This window comes from Miniphocaeibacter massiliensis, assembly GCF_900232905.1.
Taxonomy (GTDB): domain Bacteria; phylum Bacillota; class Clostridia; order Tissierellales; family Peptoniphilaceae; genus Miniphocaeibacter; species Miniphocaeibacter massiliensis.
The window spans coordinates 731,567-756,807 of the sequence record NZ_OCTQ01000001.1; the positions used below are offsets into that span (position 1 = coordinate 731,567).

25 protein-coding genes are annotated in these 25,241 nt (G+C 29.3%); 4 read left to right on the forward strand and 21 right to left on the reverse strand.

Features of this window, described 5'->3' with window-relative positions; all coding sequences use genetic code 11:
- Positions 1–292: 292 nt before the first annotated feature.
- The 3 genes from CS899_RS03855 to CS899_RS03865 all read left to right on the forward strand — a co-directional run bounded on the left by CS899_RS03855 (position 293) and on the right by CS899_RS03865 (position 2,317).
- Complete coding sequence (locus CS899_RS03855; protein ID WP_164995838.1) at positions 293–901, forward strand: DUF1361 domain-containing protein; 609 nt, start codon at positions 293–295, stop codon at positions 899–901.
- A gap of 313 nt (positions 902–1,214) precedes the next feature.
- Entirely contained in the window at positions 1,215–1,730 is a 516-nt protein-coding gene (locus CS899_RS03860; protein ID WP_099203628.1) for a matrixin family metalloprotease, read from the forward strand.
- A 20-nt stretch (positions 1,731–1,750) separates the two neighbouring features.
- Positions 1,751–2,317: a hypothetical protein gene (locus CS899_RS03865; RefSeq protein WP_099203629.1), complete on the forward strand. Its 567-nt coding sequence runs from the start codon at positions 1,751–1,753 to the stop codon at positions 2,315–2,317.
- 40 nt (positions 2,318–2,357) lie between these two features.
- Here CS899_RS03865 and rplS read toward each other — a convergent pair whose 3' ends face one another.
- The 20 genes from rplS to CS899_RS03965 form a co-directional block, all read right to left on the reverse strand.
- Entirely contained in the window at positions 2,358–2,708 is a 351-nt protein-coding gene (gene rplS / locus CS899_RS03870; protein ID WP_099203630.1) for a 50S ribosomal protein L19, read from the reverse strand.
- Between the two features lie 93 nt (positions 2,709–2,801).
- The gene (gene trmD, locus CS899_RS03875; protein ID WP_099203631.1) at positions 2,802–3,497 is read right to left on the reverse strand and encodes a tRNA (guanosine(37)-N1)-methyltransferase TrmD; all 696 of its coding nucleotides are present in this window, start codon (positions 3,495–3,497) and stop codon (positions 2,802–2,804) included.
- Positions 3,494–3,991 carry a ribosome maturation factor RimM gene (gene rimM / locus CS899_RS03880; RefSeq protein ID WP_099203632.1) on the reverse strand — a complete coding sequence of 166 codons (498 nt, stop codon included), beginning with the start codon at positions 3,989–3,991 and terminating at the stop codon, positions 3,494–3,496. The genes trmD and rimM overlap by 4 nt, the downstream gene beginning before the upstream one ends.
- 6 nt (positions 3,992–3,997) lie before the next feature.
- Entirely contained in the window at positions 3,998–4,228 is a 231-nt protein-coding gene (locus CS899_RS03885; protein WP_099203633.1) for a KH domain-containing protein, read from the reverse strand.
- Between the two features lie 21 nt (positions 4,229–4,249).
- On the reverse strand, positions 4,250–4,501 hold the full coding sequence (gene rpsP, locus CS899_RS03890) for a 30S ribosomal protein S16 (protein WP_099203634.1): 252 nt from the start codon (positions 4,499–4,501) through the stop codon (positions 4,250–4,252).
- A gap of 32 nt (positions 4,502–4,533) precedes the next feature.
- Positions 4,534–5,877: a signal recognition particle protein gene (gene ffh, locus CS899_RS03895; RefSeq protein WP_099203635.1), complete on the reverse strand. Its 1,344-nt coding sequence runs from the start codon at positions 5,875–5,877 to the stop codon at positions 4,534–4,536.
- Positions 5,867–6,238, reverse strand: a complete 372-nt coding sequence (gene ylxM, locus CS899_RS03900) for a YlxM family DNA-binding protein (protein WP_099203636.1) — start codon at positions 6,236–6,238, stop codon at positions 5,867–5,869. The genes ffh and ylxM overlap by 11 nt, the downstream gene beginning before the upstream one ends.
- A gap of 175 nt (positions 6,239–6,413) precedes the next feature.
- A complete protein-coding gene (locus CS899_RS03905; protein WP_099203637.1) occupies positions 6,414–7,631 on the reverse strand; it encodes a carboxylate--amine ligase in 1,218 nt (405 codons plus the stop codon).
- Positions 7,632–7,850: 219 nt separating this feature from the next.
- On the reverse strand, positions 7,851–9,419 hold the full coding sequence (locus CS899_RS03910) for a xanthine/uracil/vitamin C permease (protein ID WP_242491860.1): 1,569 nt from the start codon (positions 9,417–9,419) through the stop codon (positions 7,851–7,853).
- 54 nt (positions 9,420–9,473) lie between these two features.
- Positions 9,474–11,207, reverse strand: coding sequence for an adenine deaminase (gene ade, locus CS899_RS03915; RefSeq protein WP_099203639.1), 1,734 nt, complete (start codon positions 11,205–11,207; stop codon positions 9,474–9,476).
- Positions 11,208–11,226: 19 nt separating this feature from the next.
- A complete protein-coding gene (locus tag CS899_RS03920; protein ID WP_099203640.1) occupies positions 11,227–13,008 on the reverse strand; it encodes an adenine deaminase C-terminal domain-containing protein in 1,782 nt (593 codons plus the stop codon).
- 411 nt (positions 13,009–13,419) lie between these two features.
- On the reverse strand, positions 13,420–14,379 hold the full coding sequence (locus CS899_RS03925; protein WP_099203641.1) for an NAD(P)H-dependent glycerol-3-phosphate dehydrogenase: 960 nt from the start codon (positions 14,377–14,379) through the stop codon (positions 13,420–13,422).
- Positions 14,380–14,458: 79 nt separating this feature from the next.
- On the reverse strand, positions 14,459–15,823 hold the full coding sequence (locus CS899_RS03930) for a GntP family permease (RefSeq protein WP_099203642.1): 1,365 nt from the start codon (positions 15,821–15,823) through the stop codon (positions 14,459–14,461).
- Between the two features lie 45 nt (positions 15,824–15,868).
- On the reverse strand, positions 15,869–16,861 hold the full coding sequence (pdxA, locus tag CS899_RS03935; RefSeq protein WP_099203643.1) for a 4-hydroxythreonine-4-phosphate dehydrogenase PdxA: 993 nt from the start codon (positions 16,859–16,861) through the stop codon (positions 15,869–15,871).
- Position 16,862: 1 nt separating this feature from the next.
- On the reverse strand, positions 16,863–18,158 hold the full coding sequence (locus tag CS899_RS03940; RefSeq protein ID WP_099203644.1) for a four-carbon acid sugar kinase family protein: 1,296 nt from the start codon (positions 18,156–18,158) through the stop codon (positions 16,863–16,865).
- Positions 18,159–18,168: 10 nt separating this feature from the next.
- A complete protein-coding gene (locus tag CS899_RS03945; RefSeq protein ID WP_099203645.1) occupies positions 18,169–18,936 on the reverse strand; it encodes a DeoR/GlpR family DNA-binding transcription regulator in 768 nt (255 codons plus the stop codon).
- Positions 18,937–19,269: 333 nt separating this feature from the next.
- A complete protein-coding gene (locus CS899_RS03950) occupies positions 19,270–20,022 on the reverse strand; it encodes an iron ABC transporter ATP-binding protein (protein WP_099203646.1) in 753 nt (250 codons plus the stop codon).
- A complete protein-coding gene (locus CS899_RS03955) occupies positions 20,019–21,080 on the reverse strand; it encodes an iron chelate uptake ABC transporter family permease subunit (RefSeq protein ID WP_099203647.1) in 1,062 nt (353 codons plus the stop codon). The genes CS899_RS03950 and CS899_RS03955 overlap by 4 nt, the downstream gene beginning before the upstream one ends.
- Positions 21,080–22,078 (reverse strand): ABC transporter permease, encoded by a 999-nt coding sequence (locus tag CS899_RS03960; RefSeq protein ID WP_099203648.1) that lies wholly within the window; start codon positions 22,076–22,078, stop codon positions 21,080–21,082. Before CS899_RS03960 ends, CS899_RS03955 begins: the two co-directional genes overlap by 1 nt.
- Before the next feature lie 22 nt (positions 22,079–22,100).
- A complete protein-coding gene (locus CS899_RS03965; RefSeq protein ID WP_099203649.1) occupies positions 22,101–23,123 on the reverse strand; it encodes a siderophore ABC transporter substrate-binding protein in 1,023 nt (340 codons plus the stop codon).
- Between the two features lie 520 nt (positions 23,124–23,643).
- On the opposite strand from CS899_RS03965, the gene CS899_RS11055 reads away from it, so the two are divergent.
- On the forward strand, positions 23,644–24,507 hold the full coding sequence (locus CS899_RS11055; protein WP_099203650.1) for an EamA family transporter: 864 nt from the start codon (positions 23,644–23,646) through the stop codon (positions 24,505–24,507).
- Positions 24,508–24,524: 17 nt separating this feature from the next.
- On the opposite strand, the gene CS899_RS03975 is transcribed toward CS899_RS11055, so the two are convergent.
- Complete coding sequence (locus CS899_RS03975; protein ID WP_099203651.1) at positions 24,525–25,235, reverse strand: DUF5714 domain-containing protein; 711 nt, start codon at positions 25,233–25,235, stop codon at positions 24,525–24,527.
- Positions 25,236–25,241 lie beyond the last annotated feature (6 nt).

Here is a 25,241-nt window from a genome sequence, read left to right on the forward strand (position 1 = left end):
CATATTTACATTACTTATGTAAGTATATAGTAATTTTTATAAAATATAAATCTTTTGTATACTTATATCTATATTATAGTTTATGTATTAAATTCAATATTATAAATGCATTATGATATAATTATCAGAATAAGATTATTTTCCTAATTAAACAACTAATTTATACTGGAGTATTTTACATATGAATAATAACACTATACTAAACAAATTTTATAATAATATGTATTTTAAACATTTTATCTTTATTTTACTATTTGTCTTTTTAAATTTAAAATTGTTTCAATATGGAGATTTGTCATTTTTAAATCCAATGCTAGTGTGGAATATATTTTTAGCTTTTTTACCTGTGCTTTTTTCAGAAAAATTATTATATGTTGCTAATAAAAAAATCTTACTATTTCTGCTATTCTTTTTATGGCTAATATTTTGGCCTAACACTTTCTATGTAATAACAGATATTATTCATTTATCTACTTTAGAATTTTATAAAACAGTAGCTGGATCAAATTATGGTGAATATTTAAAGATATACTCTACCAATATTACAAACTGGATAAATTTATTGACAATAGCAATTGGTGTAGCTTACTCTATTTTTTGTGGATTTATTTCTGAACGATATGTAGAAAAAACTATTTTCCAAATATTTAACTTTAAAAGTAAAAATATTTCAAAGATAAGCTTTAGATTTATATTGTCTTTAGCTTCTGGTTTTGCAATATATATTGGCAGATTTTTAAGACTTAACTCTTGGGATATATTTAATATTCCAAAATATATCAACAAATTTAATTTAGTAGGACATAATATAAGCTTTGTAATTTATTTTATTCTTTCTTTTGCTTTGGTTATATTTATATTGTTGAACTCAAATTATTTATTTAATAGAGGTGAAGTTTAAGTATTGTCATCACTATTGAAATTAGCTTAATATAAATTTTTCTTTTCATACACTATCTCTTTATTTTAAAATTGATATAAACCCTTTAAAAATCATTTTATTACATATATTTTGTTTTAATTATATATTAATAAAATTATATTTGTTGCATTTTTGCAACATATTGTGTATCTCTTGATGATTTCTCCATATTTTGTAACATATTGTATCTTAAATTTGTATTAATTGTATAAGGTATTAATTTACCTAATATTATGAAAGGAGCCAAGTAAAGTAAACTAAATTAATAAAAAATAAAGTCGGAGGAATTAATATGAAGAAAAAGTGTTTTTTATCAATAATTTTATTGAGTATCTTTGTTATATCTTACACAGTAAAAGCTTACTATATACAAAATAGTGGTAGCTACACATCTAGAATAAGAGTCAATGCTAAAATTGCAAGTAATAGCAAATATGAAACCCCATATAGAAATGCTCAAGCTTCATGGAATAGTGCGTATTCAAAAATAAACTGGGGAAATGATAATTCTTCAGTTAGCAATGTTGTTGTTAGTAATTATCCAGATAGTTGGTTTGGCAGATATTCCCCTGGTCCAATTATTACTTCTAATAAGAGGGTATCTATTTTTAATATATATATTAATGACCGTACAATTCCTGCTAGTTACGCTTTTAGGCAAAGTGTTATCGCTCATGAAATGGGGCACGCCTTAAATCTAGGTCATACTAATAATGCCTATACTTTAATGTCACATAGTAGAAATAGATATATTGTTTACAAACCTACCTCAGATGAAATAAATGGGGTAGAAAAAGTATATCCCTAATATGAATAAGGAGGAATAAAATGATTAAAAAAATTTATATATTATCTTTAGTTTCTATCTTAACATTGTTTATTTGTACATCCTGTACTGATTATAACAAAAATAATTCCAGTACTAGTATAGTTTTTAATCCTACACCACAATTTGATTATGAATATTTTAATTCTCTAGAAGAAATGAAAAATGCTAGTAATTTAATTATAAAAGGAAGTATAATAAGCGATGATGGTATACATGAAATAAAACTTACTCCTGGTGAGGAATACGAAACAGAAATAAAGTATCATTTATACACTATAAAAATAGATGAAACAATTGAAACTTCTAACTATACTAATAAAACTGTACAAATAAAAATACCTTCTTCTGAAGATATTGACTCAAAATTTTCAATTGGTACAAATGGAATATTTTTCCTAGAAACTTATGAAAACTTCCCTGCATCTTTAATAAATTTAGACCAATCTTATTTAAAAATAGAAAAGGATAAGGTGCAATTAGATGAAAACACTAAAGAATTACTTCCAATTAATGATAAAAGCAATGAAGTACCTGTTGATAATGTAATTGAAAAAATACAAGAATAGTTATAGTAAACAAAAAAGCGCTATTATTAGCGCTTTTATCTTATCTGAAGCTTTGTTTTTCTTTTACTTTAGCAGCTTTACCTACTCTATCTCTTAAGTAATATAATTTAGATCTTCTAACTTTACCTTTTCTTATAACTTTTAATGCTTCAACTCTTGGTGAGTTCATTGGGAATGTTCTTTCAATTCCAGTTCCATAAGCAACTCTTCTTACTGTAAAAGTTTTTCTTGAGCCTGTTCCTTGAATTTTTATAACTGTTCCCTCGAATTTTTGGATTCTTTCTTTAGAACCTTCTTTAATTCTGTAGTCTAATACTACTGTGTCTCCAACATTAAATTCAAATTTATTTTCTCTAACTTGTTCTTGTTCTATTTGCTTTATTATATCCATTTGTAAAATCCTCCTATTTATTAAATGTTCTTGCTTTGAAAGCAGAGGACCATCCGTTTTACATGACTTTGTGATTATAGCATAATAATTACGCTATTTCAATTTATTGTTTTTTATATATTTTTCATATATGTCTGGTCTTTTATTCTTAGTATTTACTAAAGAGCTTTCTTTTTTCCACTCTTCTATTTTTTTATGGTTACCACTAAATAAAACTTCTGGTACTTTATGTCCATTAAATTCTCTAGGTCTTGTATATACATTATTTTGAAGTAATACATTATAATGAGAGTCTGTTACTGCACTTTCATCATTTCCAAGTACTCCTTCTACAAGTCTAGAAACTGAATCTATTACTACCATTGCTGCAAGTTCTCCACCTGTCATTACATAATCTCCAATAGATAATTCCATGTCTACGTAATTATCTACTATTCTTGAGTCTATACCTTCATAATGACCACACAAAAGTATAATATCATCATATTTTGACAACTCTTTACACTTTTCTTGGTCTAGCACTTCCCCTTGTGGAGACATATATACAACTAGGCTATCTTTTGTTTTAGAATCCATAATGCAGTCATAAACTGGTTGAGGTGTCATTAACATTCCTGCTCCTCCACCATATATCTCATCATCAACTCTATTGTGTTTATCTTTAGAATAATCTCTAATATTTTTAACAGTTAAATCTATTATTCCTTTTTCTAAAGCCTTACCTATTACACCATAATTGTTCAATGAGTTAATAAATTCTGGAAATAATGTCAATATTTGAAATTTCATTCAATAATACCTTCTATTAATTCAGTATAAATTTTCCCATTTTTTATATCTACATTTTTTATAAATTCTTTTACTGCTGGTATCATAAATTCTTTTTTATTCTTATCTTCACAAATATAAATATCATTTGCTTGGTTAGACATAACCTCTTTTACAACTCCAATAAGCTTGTCACCATCTATTATTTCCATACCAACTAAATCGCTAATATAGTAAATATCTTCTGGCAATTCCAGTCTATCTTCCTCATTAATATAAATATATTTGTCTTTGAATTTTAGTACTTCGTTTATATTGTTATAACCTTCAAGTTTTACATAAACCAACCCTCTATGAAGTCTTGTCTTTTTAATTTTTACTTTAGTCTTTTCATCTTCAATGTAAAAATCAATTTTTTCATCAAATCTTTCTGGATAATCAGTTAATGGATAAATTTTTATATCACCTTTTATCCCATGAGTATTGGTTATATATCCTACTTTTATAAGTTCCATAAATACCTACTGAATAATATCTACAGCTACTTTTATACCATCTTTGATAGCGGCAGCTTTAACCAAAGTTCTTATAGCTTTTGCTATTTTACCTTCTTTTCCTATAATTCTTCCTAAATCATTAGAGTCTGCCTTAACTTCAATTACTAAGGTATTGCCTTCTTCTCTACTTGTAACAACTACTGCCTCAGGTTTTTCTACTAATTCTTTTGCAATAGCTTCTACTAATTCAACCATAATACCTCCTATTAAAGGCTATTATTTAGCTTCGTAAACACCATTATTTTTAAATAATCTGTTTACTGTATCTGTTGGTTTTGCACCATTTTTAATCCATTGGTTTACTTTTTCAGCATCTACTTTAACTGTTTTAGGCTCAGTTAGTGGATTATAGTATCCTATTTCTTCTATGAATTTTCCATCTCTAGGAGCTCTTTCATCTGCTACTACTATTCTATAAAATGGATTTTTCTTTGATCCTATTCTTTTTAATCTAATTTTTACTGCCATTAATAAAACCTCCAAAATTTTTTATTTAAAATTTATTTAAAAAGCGGAAAGCCGAACTTACCTCTTTTTTTCATGTTTTTACCCATATTTCCCATTTGTTTCATCATTTTTTTAGTGTCTTTAAACTGTTTTAAAAGTTTATTTAATTCGGAAATATTTGACCCTGAACCGTTTGCTATTCTCTTTCTTCTACTAGCATCTATTATTTCAGGATTTTCTCTTTCTTTCTGTGTCATGGACTGAATCATTGCTTCAATCTTTTTTATTTCTTTTTCTCCAAAGCTAATTCCTTTTAGTGCTTTAGAATTTACTCCTGGTATCATTCCAAGTAAATCTTCAATTGGTCCCATGTTTCTCATTTGACCAAGTTGTTCTAGGAAGTCATTAAAGTCATATTTTTGCGACCTTATTTTTTCTTCTAATTCTCTAGCTTTCTTTTCATCTATTGCTGTTTGTGCTTTTTCTATTAAAGATAAAACATCACCCATTCCAAGTATTCTAGATGCCATTCTATCTGGATGGAATGGTTCTAAATCTTCTAGCTTTTCTCCAACACCAATAAACTTAATAGGTTTTTCTGCTACATTTCTAATTGAAAGAGCTGCTCCACCTCTTGCATCACCATCTAATTTTGTAAGAATAATTCCAGTTACATCTAATTCTTCATTAAATGTTTTTGCAACATTTACTGCATCTTGTCCTGTCATAGCATCTACTACTAAAAGTATTTCATCTGGATTTACTGTAGATTTAATATCTCTTAGTTCTTGCATTAATTCTTCATCTATATGAAGACGTCCCGCTGTATCTAATATAACAACGTCATTACTATTTTTCTTTGCCTCTTCAATTGCTTGTTTGGCTATTTCTACAGGGCTAATTTTATCTCCAAGTGTAAATACTGGAACACCAACTTTTTCTCCAACAACTTGTAATTGTTTTATAGCTGCTGGTCTATAAATATCTCCTGCAACTAAAAGAGGTCTTTTACCTTGTTTCTTCAAATGAAGTGCAAGCTTACCACCATGAGTAGTCTTACCTGCTCCTTGCAAACCAGTTAACAAGATTACTGTTGGAGGATTAGATGATATGTTTAATTTTGCCTCACTTTCACCCATTAATTTTGTAAGTTCTTCATTTACAATCTTAACGACTTGCTGTCCTGGAGTAAGGCTTTCCATAACTTCTGAGCCCAATGCTCTTTCCTTTACAGTTTTTATAAAATCTTTAACAACTTTGAAGTTAACATCCGCTTCTAACAGCGCTAGTTTAACTTCTCTCATTGCTACATCAATATCTTTTTCTGTAAGTTTACCTTTACCAGTTAGCTTAGAAAGGGCATTTTGTAATTTATCGGATAAATTTTCAAATATCATAACTACTATCTCCCATGTTTTCTCTCTGGAACTTATTTATTTTAGAAACTATTTTTTCTAATTTGTCTTTATCATTAGTATTAACTTCCAGCATTTCCAATTCCAAATTAATTGTAGTTAACAACTTATTTATTTCGTCATTTTTTTTCATTAATCTTAAATTTTCTTCAAATTCATATAATTTGTTAACTGCTCTTTTAATATTTTCAGAAACTGCTTGCTTAGAAACCCCATAAATTTCAGCAATTTCTGTTAATGACAAATCCTCATTGTAATACTCATCAACCATTTTATACTGTTTCTTTGAAAGAAGTTCTCCATAATAGTCAAAAAGTATTCCTACCTCAACAAGTTTCTCCATCTTTACCTCTTCCTCGCTGTCAACCTTTTACATTGACCTTAATTAGTATACCCTTTTGTCCGCCTTAAGTCAACAATTTTTACTCAATAATTCAAAGTTTTTGTTTATTACTATTTTCTTAAATTTATAATAAAAAAAGAAAGTTATATAACTTTCTTTTTTTCTATAATAATTATTAATCTTCTTGTCTACTTGGCTGAAGTTTTGGATAATATTTTATAGTTCCAAGTCTTCTTCTCATATAAAGTAAAAATCTCTTTAAATTTCTATCTTCTTTATACCACTGAGTAAATTCATAACCTTTTTTTATTAATTTCTTTGCATATTCAGCATCATCTTTATTAGCATATTTTTTTAACACTGAAGGGTCTGCATATAACCATAATTTTTCCCTCTTATGATAGTATGTAGGCTCATCTTTTCCATATATTAAATCGTCCACTAAAAATTCAACAAAATTACAACCACCAGTAGTCATATAAAAACTTGAACGCCCTTGTCTTATATTTATTTCAAACACTTTATGTTTTCCATCTCTTCTGTCATATTTAAAATCAAAGTTTGCAAACCCTCTATAATTAATGTCTTCCAAAAACTTTTTAGCCATTTTATAAATTTCTGGATTATCTTGGGTAACTAAAGCATTGTAATTACCTATACCTTGTGGTTGACATTCATCTAAAAGACATTTTCCGAAACACATCATTTTCACTCTGCCTTTTGTATCTACATATGCATTTAAAACAGCCATAGTTGAATGGTCTCCTGGGATAAAATCTTGAACTATAAGTTCTCCAGTATAACCTGCATCATATACATCTTTTATAATTTTTTCATATTCTTCTTTATTATTAGCCTTGTATGCTTTTTTCTTTCCTTCAAAGTCTAAATGTAAAAACTCAATACTATCATTTGGTTTTACAGCTAAAGGAAATTCAAAAGGAATTTCATAATTATCTCTCATATCTTTAGAAATTACATAAGTGTTTGGATAATCTAAGCCATATTTTTCACAAATTTCATAAAAATCTTTTTTGTTCTCTAGCTGTTGCTGCATCTCTAAAGAAACATAATTAAATAAAAAATATTCTTCTAAAGCTTCTTTATTATTGGTTATTAAACTAGTATATCCATCTGAACAAGAAATAAGTATTAATTTTTTACCTTGTTCACTATATTTTTTACCCACCTCTAGCATTTTTTCTAAAAATACATCTTGAGTATCGAATCCTTCAAAAGTTTTAACATCTACTATTTTAGAATTTTGTGTAAATGGTAATGGCATTTTGCCAAGTGTTACTGAATTTATTCCATAAGCTTGGTGGAATGACCTTGCAACTCCATAAGCATTTATATCTGTTCCTAATATTATAGGTAGAAAATCTTCTTTCATAATCTCTCCTTTATATATTGATTAGTATTTACATTAATATATTATACTCTAAATTTGTATTTATGTGTAAACCTACTACTATTTACTAATCTTTTAAGATTTTACTCTTATTTTGACTTAAATAAAAAAGAGGACTATTAACTTACTTAGTCCTCTTTCTTAATTTTAATATTTGATATTATTTATCTCTATATTTATCACATACTAACCTCTTATGATTTAAACATATTCAAAATCTTCCTCTATTTCTAACAACTTCTTGTTTTTATGACTAAAATGTAATGCTAAAGCTAATATTCCTGATACAATATAGCCTATAACAAATGGTGATGTAGGGAATATGCCCATTTGTGCATTATGTATTAGACCAAAGAATGATAATGCTGCTCCTACAAAAAGTGTGAGTGCTACTCTGTCTAATCTATTATCTATTATGTATACAGTTAATGTTCCTAGTACCACTCCTACAAGAATTGCTCCAGACTTAACCGCTGGTATACCTTCCCACATTACTCCTCCATTTACAAGTTTATCGGTCATTTCTATTGTATATTCATTTAATCCAGATGCTTGTATTTCTGTAAAAACATTCATAACACCTAATGCTCCTGTTACTTCTGAAAATATATAGTCTGCAAAAGGTGGTATCATAGCTATTCCTACTGCAGCATAATGTTTAACTTTGCATTCTTTGAAAGCCTGTGCAACCATAACTATTGAACACCATAAGAATGTTACTGCACAAACAGACCTTGGAACTAAATTATTTAAAAATGTAAATAATCCAAACACACCTGCCAATAATAATATAACCGCAGATATTATTGAATATCCTATTCCTGTACCTGATTTTTTAAGCCCTGCGTGACCTAACCATATGGAATTAGGTATTATTCCTCCAAATAACGCAGATATCATAGTGCAAATACCATTCACAAAAGATGTTTCTCTAACACTATAATCATCTCCTGCAACATTTGCCGCTTCAACATTATCTACTGTTTCTATTACATTATATATTTCAACGGGAATTATAGCTGTTAAATATGGAATTACAACTACAAATCCATTTACTAAATTTTGTATAGCTGTAACTGGGTTAGGCGTATATAGCCCAACTCCTTCAAAATTTATGCTAGTCCTTCCTAGTGCAAGTGCATATACTATTCCTCCTACTAAAGCTACTAGTAATGGTGGTATCTTTTTAGGGAATAAGTATCCTCCAAAAAACCCTAGCATAGCCACTATAAGTATTGGTAATCCCACTATTGGATCAGCATATACATCAAATAACCCTTGTGTCGCCATCCACACAAATCCTATCCCTGCTACTGTCCCAAATAAAGCCGCTCTAGGCACATTATTTTTAATCCACGGTCCCACTATTCCTCCACAAAATTCTACAAAACCTCCTATTAAACATGCTGCCATTGAAGCTGACCATGCCAATTTAGGATCTTCGAGTGCATAATTTAGTGGAACCACTACTCCATATAACATTACAAACATCGCTGGTGTAGAAACTCCTGATGGAATTGCTGTAACATCTGCTCTATTTTCTTTTTTGGATAATTTATATCCCATGTAAGCGTAGTAAAGTCCTCCTAAAAATAATCCAACAGATATACCTGGTATTACATACCCATAAACTATATCATCAGGCCATTTCAAAACGTTTGACAAAGTCATGATAATTATCAAATAATTTATTATATTATTTGTTACCATGTAAACTACGCCACCTACATCTTCAACCTTAAACAAAGGTACTAAATTTTCTTTTTTCAATATTTTCTCCTAACACATTAAAATATAATATGCGATAAAATATATAATGAAAGTTTACTTTACCTCTAGATCTATAAAATCAAATATAGTTACGTCAAATAATCCTTTATCTGTTAATTTTATTTCTGGAATAACGGCAAGTGACATAAAACATAATGTCATTACTGGTTCCACAGTTTTGCTTACTTTTAATACTTCATGAGCAACTTTATGAATATCATTTAATTTCTTATCAACCCATTCTCCAGTTTTATCACTCATTATTCCACCCAATGGCATTGGCATATTTTCTATCACTTTCTCATCTTTTACTAGAATAATACCTCCATTTTGTTTTATAAGTTCATTTACTGCAAAGTACATATCTTTGTCATTTGAACCTACTACTATTATATTATGTGAATCATGAGCTATAGATAATGCTATTGCTCCTTCTTTTAATCCGTATCCTTTTAATAGTCCTACTGCAACATTTCCTGTACCATTATGTCTTTCAACCACTGCAACTTTTAAAATATCTTTGTCTTTTGAAAATATAAAATTACTATCTTCATCTATTTTTACTTCTTCTTTTATTTTCTTAGTTACTACTCCGCCTGGCTGAATTTCTATTATATTTGCCTTACCTGAAGGTATTTTAGCTTCTAATTTATCTATTGTAAAATCTTTTACATTAAAACTATTTGCTACAATAGAGCTATCTACTTTTTCTACTTCAAATAAATAATTTTTATCTTCTGATACTTTTTCTCCATTCACAAATACTAGTTCTGCATTAAAATCTTCCAAATTATTTAGAACTACTAAGTCTGCTCTATAACCTGGTGCAACTGCTCCTCTATCGTAAAGTCTAAAACACTCTGCAGCATTTAGTGTAGCCATTTGTATAGCTGTAATAGGGTCAATATTATTTTCTATACATATTCTCAAATGATTGTCTATATGACCTTTTTCTAAAATTGTTTTAGGCTGTCTATCATCTGAACAGAAAAGACATCTTCTACTATTTTCATTAGTCACTTCTTTAATTAATATCCCAAGTTCATGACAAGCTGAACCTTCTCTTAGAAGTATGTACATTCCTCTTTCTAGTCTTTCCTTCATGTCTTCTACAGTACTACATTCGTGTTCAGTATGAATTCCTGATAATATATATGCATTTAAATCATTACCTACAACTCCTGGAGAATGACCATCTATTAATTTATTTTCTTGTATTGCTAAATTTAATTTATCTACTACCATAGGAGTTGCATTTGTAACTCCTGGAAAATCCATAAACTCTCCAAGTCCTAGAATTTCTTCTTTCTTTATATGATTTGTCATATCTTCTGCAAGAATTTTAGCACCTGCATTTTCAAATGGAGTAGCTGGAACACATGATGGTAGCATAAATTTAATATCTAATTTAGTATTTTTTGATGCCTTTATCATATAATCTAATCCATCTAGTCCACTTACATTTACTATTTCATGAGGATCTGCAATTATTGTAGTGGTACCACAAGGAACTAGAAGTTTTCCAAGTTCTTCTGGACTAACATAAGATGATTCTATATGTATATGGCCATCTATGAAACCTGGAGATAGATACTTCCAGTCAATATCTATCTCTTTAGTTCCTTCATAATCTCCTATTCCAATTATAGTTCCATTATGAATACCAACATTTCCCTTTATTATTTTATGACTAAATACATCAATTATATTGCAATTTTTTAATAATAAATCACATTTTTTTCTTCCTGCTGCCACATCTATTAATTCTTTTAAATTAACTTTATCCATAATTTTACCTCTATTTTTATTAATTACTCTTTAAGTTTATTATTGGATCAAATGTTGTTAAGTTTATACAATCTACTGGTCCAACATCTGTAATTGCATAATCTGGTATGGCAGTAATAGGTAAGAAGAACATATACATTAGCGGTTGTTCCAGTTTGCAACCTAGCTCCCATGCACTTGCATTTATCTCTTTTTCTCTTTTAGACATTTCTTCTGGCTCTATGTCACTTACAATTCCACCAACTGGTAAAGGTAAATAATCTACTATTTCTCCATCTCGTACAACTATTTGTCCTCCACCTTCTTTTATTAAGTGGTTTACTGCTAATGACATATCTTCTGCATTAACTCCCATAACTACAATATTGTTATCATCTGGTGCTGCTGAAGAAGCCATAGCTCCTTTGCTTATGTTCCAACCTGAACAAAATGCCAAAGATTTATTTCCATTTCTTCCAAATCTTTCAATTACTGAAACCATTGCAACATCTTTACTTGTGTCTAATTGAACTATTCCATTTTTAACTTCTAATTCTATATCTTTTCTTTTTCTTACAAATGGTCCTCTAACATCCATTGAAAGAACCGTAGCTGTACCTTCATTTATATTAACTTTATATTCAAAGTCTTCTTTTGCAGTTAATTCAGCTTTTAATTTACCTTTTAAAATACTACTTCTTTCTGGTGGATCAAGTCTAAATGATAATTTTCCCTCTTCTGCTACAACTTTTCCTTCAACTATAACTTTTTTTACATTAAAGTCTTCTAAATTATCCACTAATAATATATCTGCCAATCTTCCTGGTGAAACTGAACCTATTAAGTGATCTAATCTATAAGCTTCTGCACTATTTATAGTTCCCATTTGAACTGCTGTAATTGGTTCAATACCAGCTTTTATAGCTTTTCTTACAACGCTATCTAAATGTCCATGTTCTAAAATATCAGAAGATGTAACATCATCAGTACAATAACTTATACGTCTAGTCAAGTATGGATTTACTTCAGTTGCAGCTCTTATATTTTCTAGCATAAATGGAGTTACTTCTGACTCTCTCATTATCATATGCATACCATTTCTCATTTTTTCAACTACTTCTTCATGTGAATAACTTTCATGGTCTAATCTTACACCTGAACATAAATATCCATTTAAATCTTTACCTCTTGCCATAGGAGCACAACCAAATAAAGGGAGATTATTCTCCATTGCTGCAGAAATAGCTCCCAAAGTATCCTCGTCTTCTTCTATGACAGCTTCTCTAACAATTTCCCAAACTCCATGACAATCGTCCCACTTTTGGACTTGTCTATGAACGTCGGCAGTAATATTAAATGCAACAGTAGATTTTGGAAATGTATATGGTGTTTTGTATGGAGTTCCCCAAAATACTTTTAGTGGACTTCTTCTCATTTCTTCTAAAACTTCTTGTAGTCCTTCTAAACCGGATACTGATATGTATTCATCCAATCCACTTACCATACTTGTAGTACCCCTTGGTACAACAGCTTTTGAGTAACTTGTAATACTCATTTTGCTACACTCGCTATGTATATGACCATCTATTAATCCTGGTGTTATATACATTCCTTTTGCATCAACAATTTCTGTTTTGTCATCAATGTAATCATCAACATTTCCGACAGCCACTACCATGTCTTTGTAAATAGCAACGTTTGCATCATATATTTCTTTTGTCATAACGTTTACAAACTTACCATTTTTAACTACTAATGTAGCCTTGTTGATTGCTCTACCTGCTCTTATGTACTGTTTTAAATCGTCAACCGTTCTTTTCATAAAATCCTCCTTGTTTTTTTAGCACAGCTAACATGCCTCAGGTTTCCCGTCCTGTATTTATGTAAAGGAATTTTATTAAGACGTACCGGCTTATAAGCAATTCAGGTTTCCCGTCCTGCAATACTGTCTAGACGAATTTTCAATTGTATTTCAAGTTATATAATTAACATATCTTGAAATTACAGAAAGTTTACCATATTATTTTTTCATTGTCAATTATAATACGATATGTTTTATCTGAATATTTTTATTAGTATAACGAGTTTATTTAAAATAAAAAAGGCTAGCTTTTGCTAACCTTTCTCATAATTTTCTCTGAAAAAATTTACTAAATATCCCAAAATAAATTACTTTCTAGCTAAAATCCTATCCTTTAAATATAGTTTCCCCTCTTAAATTTGCTCATTAAATTTATGCAAATTCATGTTTTATACTTCTTAAAAACAAACTTTCTATTTCTAGTTTAGGATCTTTGTTTAAATAACAAGCATTGTAAACTGCTTCTGTTATTGGAAGTTCAACATTATACTTTTCTTTTAACTTCATCATCGCTTTTGAAGTAAAATATCCTTCAGCCAATTTATCAAATGTTTCTTTTTTTGCCATCATCTCTCCAAATCTTCTATTATGTGAAAACTCAGAAAATACAGTTGCCTCATAATCTCCTAAATGACAAAGTCCATATGCTGAAAGAGGATTTCCTCCCATTTTTTCTATTAGCCTTGATACTTCTCTGGTACCTCTGCTCATTAAAGCTCCTTTTAGTGAAGAAAGTCCAAGTCCATCCAATACTCCTGCTGCTATTCCTATAACATTTTTTGCAGCAGCTCCTATTTCATTTCCTAGTAAGTCATTACCATAATAAAATCTAATTAATGAACTACTAAATTCTTTTACTAGGTACTCCTTACAATTTTCATCTTTTGAATCTATTACCATACAGTTTGGAACACCCTTATAAAACTCTTGAACATGTCCTGGTCCAAGCCATACTGCTACTCTATTTGTATAATCTAGGTACTGTTCTGCAATTTGTGATAATCTTTCTGTACTAGCAATTTCTATTCCTTTCATACAAAGAACAAAAATTTTATTTTTTAATTTATATTCTTGTAGTTGTTTCATCAAATCTCTAAAGTTTTGAGCTCCAACTGATACTACTATTACTTCTGAATCTATTACATTATCTAAGTCACTAGATAATTTTAACGATTCTGGAATTTCTATTAATCCATTTGATTTTGTATTTTTAAATTCTTGAAATTTTTTAGAACTTTCTCTTCCATATAAAGTAACATCTTTACCTATATGATTTAAGTACCAAGCTATAAAAGAACCCCATCTCCCAGTTCCTATTACTGTAATTTTCATTCCCTCACCACTCTCCTTCTACAATTATACCAATAATATAGAAACAAAAAAAGGAATTGGTTTCCCAACTCCTTTTTATTTATCCAAATATAAAGTTTATTATTAATAACATTACAAATCCTACTGCCCAAGCTATTGTAGATGTTACTGACCATATTCTAATTTGTTCCTTAGCTTCTGTAATTCCAAGTGATCTATTAACTACCCAGAAGAAACTATCATTAAAGTAACTAAAAAACAATGATCCTATACAAGCTGATAATGTTGCAAAAACTGGATTTACATTTAATGCTATCATTATTGGTGCTGTTATTGAAGCTGCTGTTGTCATTGCAACTGTTCCACTACCTTGAATAAATCTCATTAATGTAGCTATTATAAATGGTAAAAAAATTGGTGGTATTGGAGTTTCTGCAATGTATTTTGCTATATAGTTACCAACTCCGCTATCTCTTAAAACCTGTCCTAAAGCTCCACCTGCTCCTGTCACAAGTATTATTATACCTGCTGACTGAATTCCTTTTTCCATATCTTTAATTACAAAATCCCTGTCTTGCCCTATAGTTAAAGTAAATATTGCTATGACAAGTCCTGCTCCTACTGCTACTATAGGTGTTCCTATAAATGTAAGCACTGTACCTAATGTTCCTTTTACTTTTAACGCTGCTGAAACTGTATTTAAAAGTATTAATATAATAGGAACTATAATAGGTGCAAATGATCTGAAAGTTCCAGGTAAATTATCATAATTAAATTCCATTTTTTCATTTTCTAAAGCTTCTCTATTTGTAGGCCTTATCCATTCTTGTTCTTCATCACCTGGTAATTGATAAATTTTCTTTCCCATATATTTTGCATATAATAATACCGCTAGCATCATTGGTATAGCTATAACTATTCCCCAAAGGATTACACTACCCACATTTGCTTTGAATATTCCTGCTGCTCCTACTGGACCTGGTGTTGGTGGAACTAAACTATGAGTAATTACAAGTCCTCCTGCAAGAGCTATCCCCATTGAAATAACAGATTTTTTTGTCTGTTTTGACAATGCTTTTGCAAGTGGTGAAAGTATTACAAACCCTGAATCGCAAAATATTGGTATAGAAACTAAAAATCCCGTTACAGCAAGTGCTGCTTCTTCTCTTTCTTTTCCAAATAATCTTATGAAAGTATATGCCATTCTAGTAGCTGCACCACTAGTTTCAAAAATTTGCCCCATCATAATTCCAAATCCTATTATTATACCTATACTTCCTAATGTTGAACCAAATCCTCCAGTAATTGACTCTATTACTTTTGCACTTGGAACTCCCCCAGCTATTCCTATAAATAACGCCGCTAATATTAGTGCTAAAAAAGTATGAATCTTTGTTTTTATTATTAAAAATACTAGTATTATAATACCTATAACTAATGCTAGTACCATTCTTGTCATATCCATAATATAAATCCTTTCTTGTATTTACTAATTTTATCCTCTTTACTTTTAGCTGTTAAAGTACGGAGCATATTTTGCTGCCAATTTAACTGCTTCTATCATACTTACTGCTGATGCTATATTTTTACCTGCTATGTCATAAGCTGTTCCATGGTCTACACTTGTTCTTAAGAAAGGCATAGAATTTGTTATTGAAATTGTTTTTTCAAAATTATATGTCTTTGTAGCAATATGTCCTTGGTCATGGTATAAACTTAAAACACAAGCGTATTTACCTTGAAGAGCTTGGTGGAATACTGAGTCTGCTCCTATTGGACCAACTACATCATATCCTTCTTTTTGTGCTTGAATAATTGCTGGTTCTATTTCGTCAACTTCTTCCCTTCCAAAAAGTCCATGTTCCCCTGAATGAGGATTTAGTCCTGCAACTGCCATTGTTCCTTTTACTCCTAATTTATTTAAAGCTTCTGTTGAACGTTTTATATAGTCTAAAACTCTATCGTATTTTACAACATCTATTGCATCTCTTAATGACAAATGTCTAGAAAGGAAAAATACTCTTAAATCTTCAACTTCAAACATTGTAAGTGGATCATGAACTCCTGAAATATCTTCCAACATTTCTGTATGACCAATATATGGAACATCTGCTGCTCTTAGTGATTCTTTATTTATAGGAGTTGTAGCTATTGCATCTACTTTTTTATCCATAGCAAGTTCTCCTACTGTTTTTATATATTGGTAAGAAGCATTACCACAATCTGCATCTACTTTACCAAATTCAAATTTGTCTGTTATTAAACCTAAATCAATTAAATCAATAGTTCCTTCTTCAAATTTTGCTTCTTCTACTTTTTCTATAACATTAATATTCATATTAATTCCTGTAACTTCTATAGCTTTTTCCACAACATACTTATCTCCAACTAATATAAGGTTACAGCTATCTATTATTTCCTTATCTGCAAAAGTTTTTATTGTTATTTCTGGACCAATTCCAGCCGGATCTCCTAACGGTATTCCTATAATTGGTTTTGTCATTCTATTCTTCCTCCAATGTATTTTTCAATTTTTCTAAACACAATTTCATTGCATTCTTATCGCCTACCATTCCACCTTTGCTTATAATTCTAAGACCTGGTAACTCTCCACCAATAAGTCTTCCATATGCTGCAAGCGGAATAATTTCTTCTTTTATCTCTATCATATTAGCTTTTAATTCTTTTGTAAGTTGAACAGTTACATCTCCTCCACTAGAAAAAACTCCTGCAAATGAAAAATCTTTTTTAAGTAGTTCTGATGTTATTACTCCTAATCCTCTAGATATCATTACTGCTATATCATCTACTGACATTCCTGTATCTTTAGATACTTTTTGTAAATCTAATCTTTTTTCGTTAGGATTATATGGAGTTGTTGTTATAAGTAAGTAATCTTCTTCTTTTAAAAGTTTTTCGCCTTCTACTATTGATTTTTCTATCTCTTCTTTATAATTTTCTAAAGTTGCTAGTCTTAAGGCATCAACTTTTAATATGTTTACAGGATATGTGAATATAAGCTCTTTTATTTGTTCAATACTTATATCTGTAACTGAACCTACTGTCATTATTACCTTACTAAAAGTTTCTGTAGTACTTAGGTTTATTTCAGCTATTTTACTTGTGAAAGGGCCTGGATCTACAGAAAAATAATTAACCTTGCTATTAATTGCTGCGTTAGCTATATTCTCTAAATCTTTATCTGTAACCCCATCAAATATTAAAAGCTTTGTTTTATTATCGTATTCTTCTCTTAATATTTTTTCTAAATGTTCTTTTCCTTTTTGAACATCCTCTAAATATATGCTTTTAATTTTTCTGTTAAATTGTTTTTTCAATATATCTTCTACATTTGAAGAATCCACTGGTGATTTTGTATCTTTTCCAGCGTCAGTATTTAATAAAAGATTTCCATTTACAAGCATAATTCCATTTACTACAATTCTTCCTGTAGCTGGATATACAGGTACTGCAATTGCCATATAGTCTTCCCCAAGACTATCTAACATTGCTTCTATCTCTACTCCAATATTTCCTCTCATTGTAGAATCTATTCTTTTGTTAAATAAATTCACTTTATTCTTGTTAAATTTTTCCATTGCTTTTTTTACTACATCATAAGATTCATTTTTAAACATTGATCTTGAGTCTGTAGTCACAGCAATAGCTTGAATATTTTCTTCCTCTTCATAGCTATTTATATCAAGTACACTCGCACTATTTAATCCTATTTTTTTCATCAAAGAACAATTGGCATTAGCACCTGTTAAATCATCAGCTATCATTACATAATTTGGCATAATTTCTCCTTTAAGCCTTAATTACTTCTAATTTTCTCTCTTTAAAATAATTTATATCTACTATATCGTTTTCTTTATTAGTAATTAAAATATCAAATTCTTCAATATCTGTTATATAGTACAAACTGTTTTTGTTGAATTTAGACATATCTGTTAATAGAACCTTTATTTTGGTATTTAACAATACTTGCCTTTTATACTCTATTTTTTCCTCAGCTGGAGTAAATAGTTTAAAATTTTCTCCTATAAAAGAAACTCCCATAAAGCATTTGTCAAAGTGTAATTGTCTAATATTATCAGCTGCTATACTTCCTCGAGAGCTATGTGTAACTTTAGAAATATTTCCCCCAATAAATATTAAATTAATATTTTCTTCATTTCTTAGATAGAAGGCTATATTTAAATCATTAGTAACTAAAGTAATATTTTTAAATTCACTTTCTATTATCAATTCAGCTAACATAAACGTTGTTGAACCTGCGTCCAAAAATACTACATCGCCATCTTCAATTAATTTAATAGCTTCTTTTGTTATTTTTCTTTTGATTCTTACGTTTTCTATCTTTTTCTTTTCATATCTTTCTTCTAAAAAAATAGGTGTTTTGGGAATTGCCCCACCTTTTTCGCGCATTACTAAATTTAATTCTTCTAGAGAATTTAAATCTCTTCTTATTGTCATTGTGCTAACTGAAAAAACTTCTGCTAATTTAGAAACTGTAGTAAAACCATTTTCTTCTAAATATTTTCTTATTTTATTAATTCTATTGTTTGTTTTCATAAGATGATCACCTTTGTAAACAAATTATATTATTAGTTTTTATTAAAGTCAATGATTAAATATTCTATTTTTTTCTATTTAAAGCCTTTGTTATATATGCATTTTGAATATTTATTTATTTTATATTCTTTTAGCAAGTGCTAAAATGTTCATTTAACAGTTTTTGTTTGTTTTTGCTATATTTTGTTATTTAATGAAATATATAGGTATTTTTAAACAATTTATATTTAAGTTTTATGTATTTCTATTAATAAATTTACTTTAATTTTCAAACAAAAAAGAGAGATAAATCTCTCCTTTTATTTTAATTTTAAATATATATGTTAGGTCTACTTAATATATAGCTATTGGTCCATAAGGTCCTTCTATAATTTCAATTTTAGTTTCAAAAATATCTGTTAGAAGCTCTGAATCCATTATTTCATTTACTTCACCAAATGCTGCTATTTTGCCATCTTTCATGGCACAAATTCTATCTGAATATTTAGCTGCAAAGTTTATATCATGCATTACAGTAAGAATTGTTCTTCCAAATTCATTAGCTGCTTGACGTAAATGTTCCATCATTTGTACGGAGCGAGCTACATCTAAATTATTTAAAGGTTCATCTAAAAGAACATATTCTGTTTCTTGACATAAAACCATTGCCACATAAGCTCTTTGTCTCTGCCCTCCTGATAGTTCATCTAAGTATCTATTTTCTAATTCAGTTAAATGTAAAAAGTCTATATATTTAGAAACTATAACTTCATCTTCTTTAGTTAACCTCCCCTTAGAATAAGGAAATCTTCCGAAGCCAACCAGCTGTCTAACTGTAAGCCTAGTCACAAAATGATTTTCTTGACGTAAAATAGTTAAAATCTTTGCTAAATCCCCAGATTTAGAAGTGGTAACGTCCATATCTGCTACTTTTATTTGTCCCTCATCTATATTTAATAGTCTTCCTATCATTAAAAGAGTTGTTGACTTACCAGCTCCATTTGGTCCGATTAAAGATGTTATACCAGCCTTTGGTATTTGTATATCAATAGGTCCAATATTAACTTCGTCGTTATAATTTTTTCTAGCATTATCTATTTTTATCATAAAGTCCCCTTCCTTAGCATTACAATTAAAAATGTAATTCCACCAAACATTTCTATAATTATAGAAACTACTCCTTGAGCACTAAATATGTGGTACATAAAAAAGTAAGCTCCTGTAATTACTAAAAAACCTATAGCAAGTGCCATTGGAAAAATATATCTATGATCATATGTTGGTGCTACTTGATAAGTCATAGTAGCAACTAAAAAACCATAAAAAGTAAGAGGCCCTACTAAAGCTGTTGAAATTGACATTAATATAGAAACTAATACGAGTGTATAAATTACGCCAAATTTATGATTCACTCCTAAAGCAGTACTTGTATTTATTCCTAAAGATAAAACATTTAATTTTTTAGAATAAAGCAATAGCAAGACTGCCGCTATTATTACTATTGGTATAGCTACAGGAAAATAATCAACATCTGCATTATTTACCGAGCCAAATAGCCTTGCTTGTAAAACATCAAATTCAGAAGGAGCCAGTAACCTTCTCATAAAAGAAGATATTGATCTTAAACCTGTTCCAATTATAACTCCTATTAAAAGCATAAGTTGTAAATTTCCATACTTACCTGAAAGCAACCATCCATATAATACTAAACACATTAAAACCATAACTATTACTTGAAATATAAATGAGCCTATTCCTTCAGAATTAACAAATACTGCTATTCCTCCAAAAAACATAGTTGCTGTATGAATAGTAGAATAAAGTGCTTCAAACCCTAAAAGTGAAGGTGTTATAATTTTATTATTTGTACTAGACTGAAATGCAACTGTAGATAAACTCTGACAAGTAGCAGCAATTAACATTGATACAAGAGCAATTATCCTTCTTTTTACTACTGGTATAAAAGATGGTGAATCTACTGGAACAGGATTGTTGTAAACTAAAAGTCCATATGAAAAAGCAAGACCTAATCCTATCAACCCTATTAAAAGAAACCAATATCTTCTTTGTTCTTTCTTTGAACGGAAAGCTTTAGCTGACCTGTCTTCGTTTCCAGCATTAAACCTAAGTTTAATATTTCCTTTATTTAATGTTGAATCAGTCATTATTTTGCTCTCCTTTGTTTAAGTATCATAATTATAAATATTATAGATCCTAAAGTTCCTAAAATTAAAGACACAGGTAATTCAAATGGCATTATAATAGTTCTTGAAATAATATCACATAACATGATAATTCCCATTCCTAAAACACAAACCCAAGGTAAATTTCCTCTAAGGTCATCTCCTCTGTACATAGAAACAATATTGGGAACAATTAATCCCAAAAAAGGTAAGTTTCCAATTACTGCCGCAACTATTCCCACAATTAATGAAATTATTCCTGTTCCTAAAATAACTATCTTGTTATAATTTACTCCAAGATTTGTAGCAATATCTTCACCTAATCCAGCTAGTGTTAATCTATCTGCATAAATAAAAATTAATATTGTCGCTATGACAATAAACCATAAATATTCATATCTTCCTACTTGAACTGGTGCAAATGACCCTACAAACCAAGTTTCAATATTTTGTGTCATTTGAAAAATAAGCCCAACAAATGTCGAAAATGCTGATACTACTGCTCCAAGCATCATACCTATGATTGGAACTATTAAAGAAGATCTAAGTTTAACTTTTCTTAAAAACATAAAGAAAATCATAGTTCCTATAAACGAAAAAATTATTGCCCCTGTCATTCTAAGTACTAGAGATGGTGCTGGGAAAGTTAAATAAACAAATATAAGTCCTAGTCCTGCCCATTCAATTGTACCTGTCGTTGTAGGTTCAACAAGTTTGTTTTGTGTAATAAGTTGTGTTACAAGTCCCGAAATAGACATAGCTGCTCCTGTTAGCATTAATGCAACAGTTCTTGGCACACGAGTTATAAAGAACATGTCCATTCCATCTTCTTGCCCTTTAATATCGTAAACCCCTGTAAATAAAGATATTATTCCTAATATAATAACAACTATTATTGCCGCTATAAAAGGTTTAGTCCATAATTTATTTTTCTTAATATTTTGGGGCTGAGTTACCTCAGCCCCATTAGTAATTTTCATTCTTTTTTTAATACTCCTTTTATTACTTACTTAGAGATTTTGCTATATTTTCAAATAATTCTATATAAGTTTGAATTGACTCGTTAGTGTAAGTATCATTAGGTGCATATAATATTTGTCCTTTAGTGATAGCTGTTGTATTTTTAAGAGCTGGCGACTTATCTATAACATCTTTAGCAGGAACTGCTTCTTCTTCTGAAGAAACTGCTGCATCACGATCAAGTACAAATATCCAATCTGGATTACTCTCTGCTATAGCTTCTACAGAAATATCATCACCTTGGTGATCTGAAGTTGAACCATCAACTTCTAAAGCTGTTTTCCATTCGAACACTTCATACATTGGTCCCCAAACACGTCCAGAAGTTGGAGCTGAGAAACCAATTTCTCCACCTGATACTACAACACTCATGATTTTGTCTGTTCCATTATATGCTTTCTTAGCATCCTCTATCTTTTTATCAAAATCAGCTACTAATTTTTCAGCTTCTTTTTCTTTGTCGAATATTTTTCCTAAGTCAGTAGTAGAATTTTTAAGACCATTAATTAAGTTTTCTCCTGCTGAACCTTTTTCTCCAGAAACATCAAAGCTTAAATCTATTACTACTGCATTTGGTACTAATTTCTTTATTTCCTCATAGTAACTTGCAAATCTTTGTCCAACTATTATTAGTTCTGGATTTACAGATGCTAGAACTTCAAGATTTGGTTCTTTGTGATCTCCTATATCTTTAACAGATTCATCTTTAACATAAGATGAATCTTCTGGCATAACTCCTTTAGGTGCTGCCGCTAATTTAATATCCCAGTCTGATAATGTTTCGAAAGTTCTATTATCTAAAGCAACTACATTTTTTGGATTTACAGGAACTTCTACTGTTCCGTGAATATCTTTAATTTCAACTGTATCTTTTGCTTTTTCTTCTGTTTTTGCTGTGCCAGTTTCTGTTGTTTTTGAGTTATCCTTTCCTTTTGAACAACCAACTAGCATCATTGACACCACTAACATCAACATCGCTAGTTTAAATAATTTATTTGTTTTCATGTATCTCTCCTTTTATATTATCTTGATATACAAGTATATTGTTTAATTGACAATATCATTTATTCTATTACACCATTTATTTATAACATAACTTTTATTATCTAGTTATACCTACTATTAATAAAAAAACACATCCAAAATTAAATTTAAAATTAGGTGCACTTACTTAAATATATGATTTTTAAATTTATATAATATTAATAATTACTTTTGTTTTTTTAGATTTATTATTATTTGTCAAATTTTAATAAAAATCTTATTTATTAATATATTTTTAATTTTATTATATAGGTATATTATTCTAATGTTATAATAAAAAGGAATTAATATGATAATGATACTTTGTATCAATTAAGGCAAGAATTATTATAGCATAGAAATATCAAAATAGAAACGATATTGATTATCTTTTTTCGAAAGTAAGTGATATTCTGATATTAAATATCAAAATATCACTTACTGCTTTGTATTAAAAATATTTTTATGCTATTCTAAAATCATTTGGTAAGGAGGTTTCATTTTGTGGATATTATTAGCCTTTGGAGCAGCTATCTTTGCTGGAATAACTGCTATCCTCTCAAAAATAGGCGTTGAAGATGTAGATTCAAATCTAGCAACTTCTATTAGAACTACAGTTGTTTTAATAAGTGCTTGGATATTAGTTTTTATAACTGGAGTTGTAAAAGAAATATCTGAAATTACAACAAGAACATTGTTTTTTTTAATGCTTTCAGGCTTTAGTACTGGTGCATCATGGATATGCTATTTTAAAGCAATAAAACTTGGAGATGTAAATAAAGTAACCCCTATAGATAAAAGTAGCACTGTCTTAACTATGGTTCTCTCTTTTATTTTTCTAGGAGAATCTTTTTCAGAAAAATCTTTTTTAGCATTATCTTTTATCCTTATAGGTACATACATGATGTTACCTGCTAAAAAAATTGCTGATAATATTACTAATATAAACAAAAATACTTGGTTTATTTATGCTATACTTTCTGCTATATTTGCAAGTTTAACTGCTATTCTTGGGAAAATTGGTGTTCAAGATATAGATTCAAATTTAGCTACTGCTATTAGAACAATATTCGTTTTTATTTCTGCTTGGTTTATTGTCTACATAAGAAAGACAAATTTAAGTTTAAATAAAATAGCAAATAAATCATGGATATTTTTAGTACTTTCTGGAATTGCAACTGGTCTTTCTTGGTTATGTTTCTATGGTGCATTAAAAAGTGGTAAAGCTTCAGTAGTTGTACCAATAGATAAATTAAGTATCGTTATAACAATAGCTTTTTCATACTTTATATTAAAAGAAAAATTATCTTTTAAAGCACTTTGTGGATTAATGCTAATAGTTATTGGCACATTATTACTTCTGTAAATAAAAAAGTATCAACTCTAAATAGTTGATACTTTTTCTATATTTATTTTATGATAAGGACATCTTTTAACTATACATTGATTATTTCTTTCACTATAAGAACAAACTACTTTTTCTTTGTCCATTGTAACTTCTAAATTATCTTTTATAAACTCCAATGTTTCCTCTATCGCTATAAAAGAATTTCTTTTACAACACCTAGGTCCTCCAATTTCCCCTATTCTTTGAAGTACTTTTGCTGTTGCTAAATTAGACATACCCCAAGAATTATTAGTAAGAGGTGTTGCCTTTGTAATAATACTCACAAATATTCCAACAGATATTGCAGAACCGCAAGCTCCCCAAAATCCACAAGTTCCACCTGGCACTTGACGACCTCTTTTCTCCATTTCTTCCAAAGATTTTTCTAAATCTATATCTCCACCAGCATTTTTATATGCTGTTAAAAGAGCCGCTCCAACTAGAACATGATGTTCTGGACCATGCATATTAATAAATATTTTACTCATAAGGTTATTAGCTATTTCTATTGGATTTTTACTTTCTAATTCTAAACAAACTAACTTTATTAACTTTGCTCCTTCATTATGACAACTATCGCAAACAAAATGTCCATCTAGACATTTTGCCGTACTTGGAAATTTATTTCCACAAATTCCACATTTCATTTCTTCAGTTTCGTTTAGATACTCTAGTGGTTTTCCACAAATCAAACACTCTTCTGACACTATATG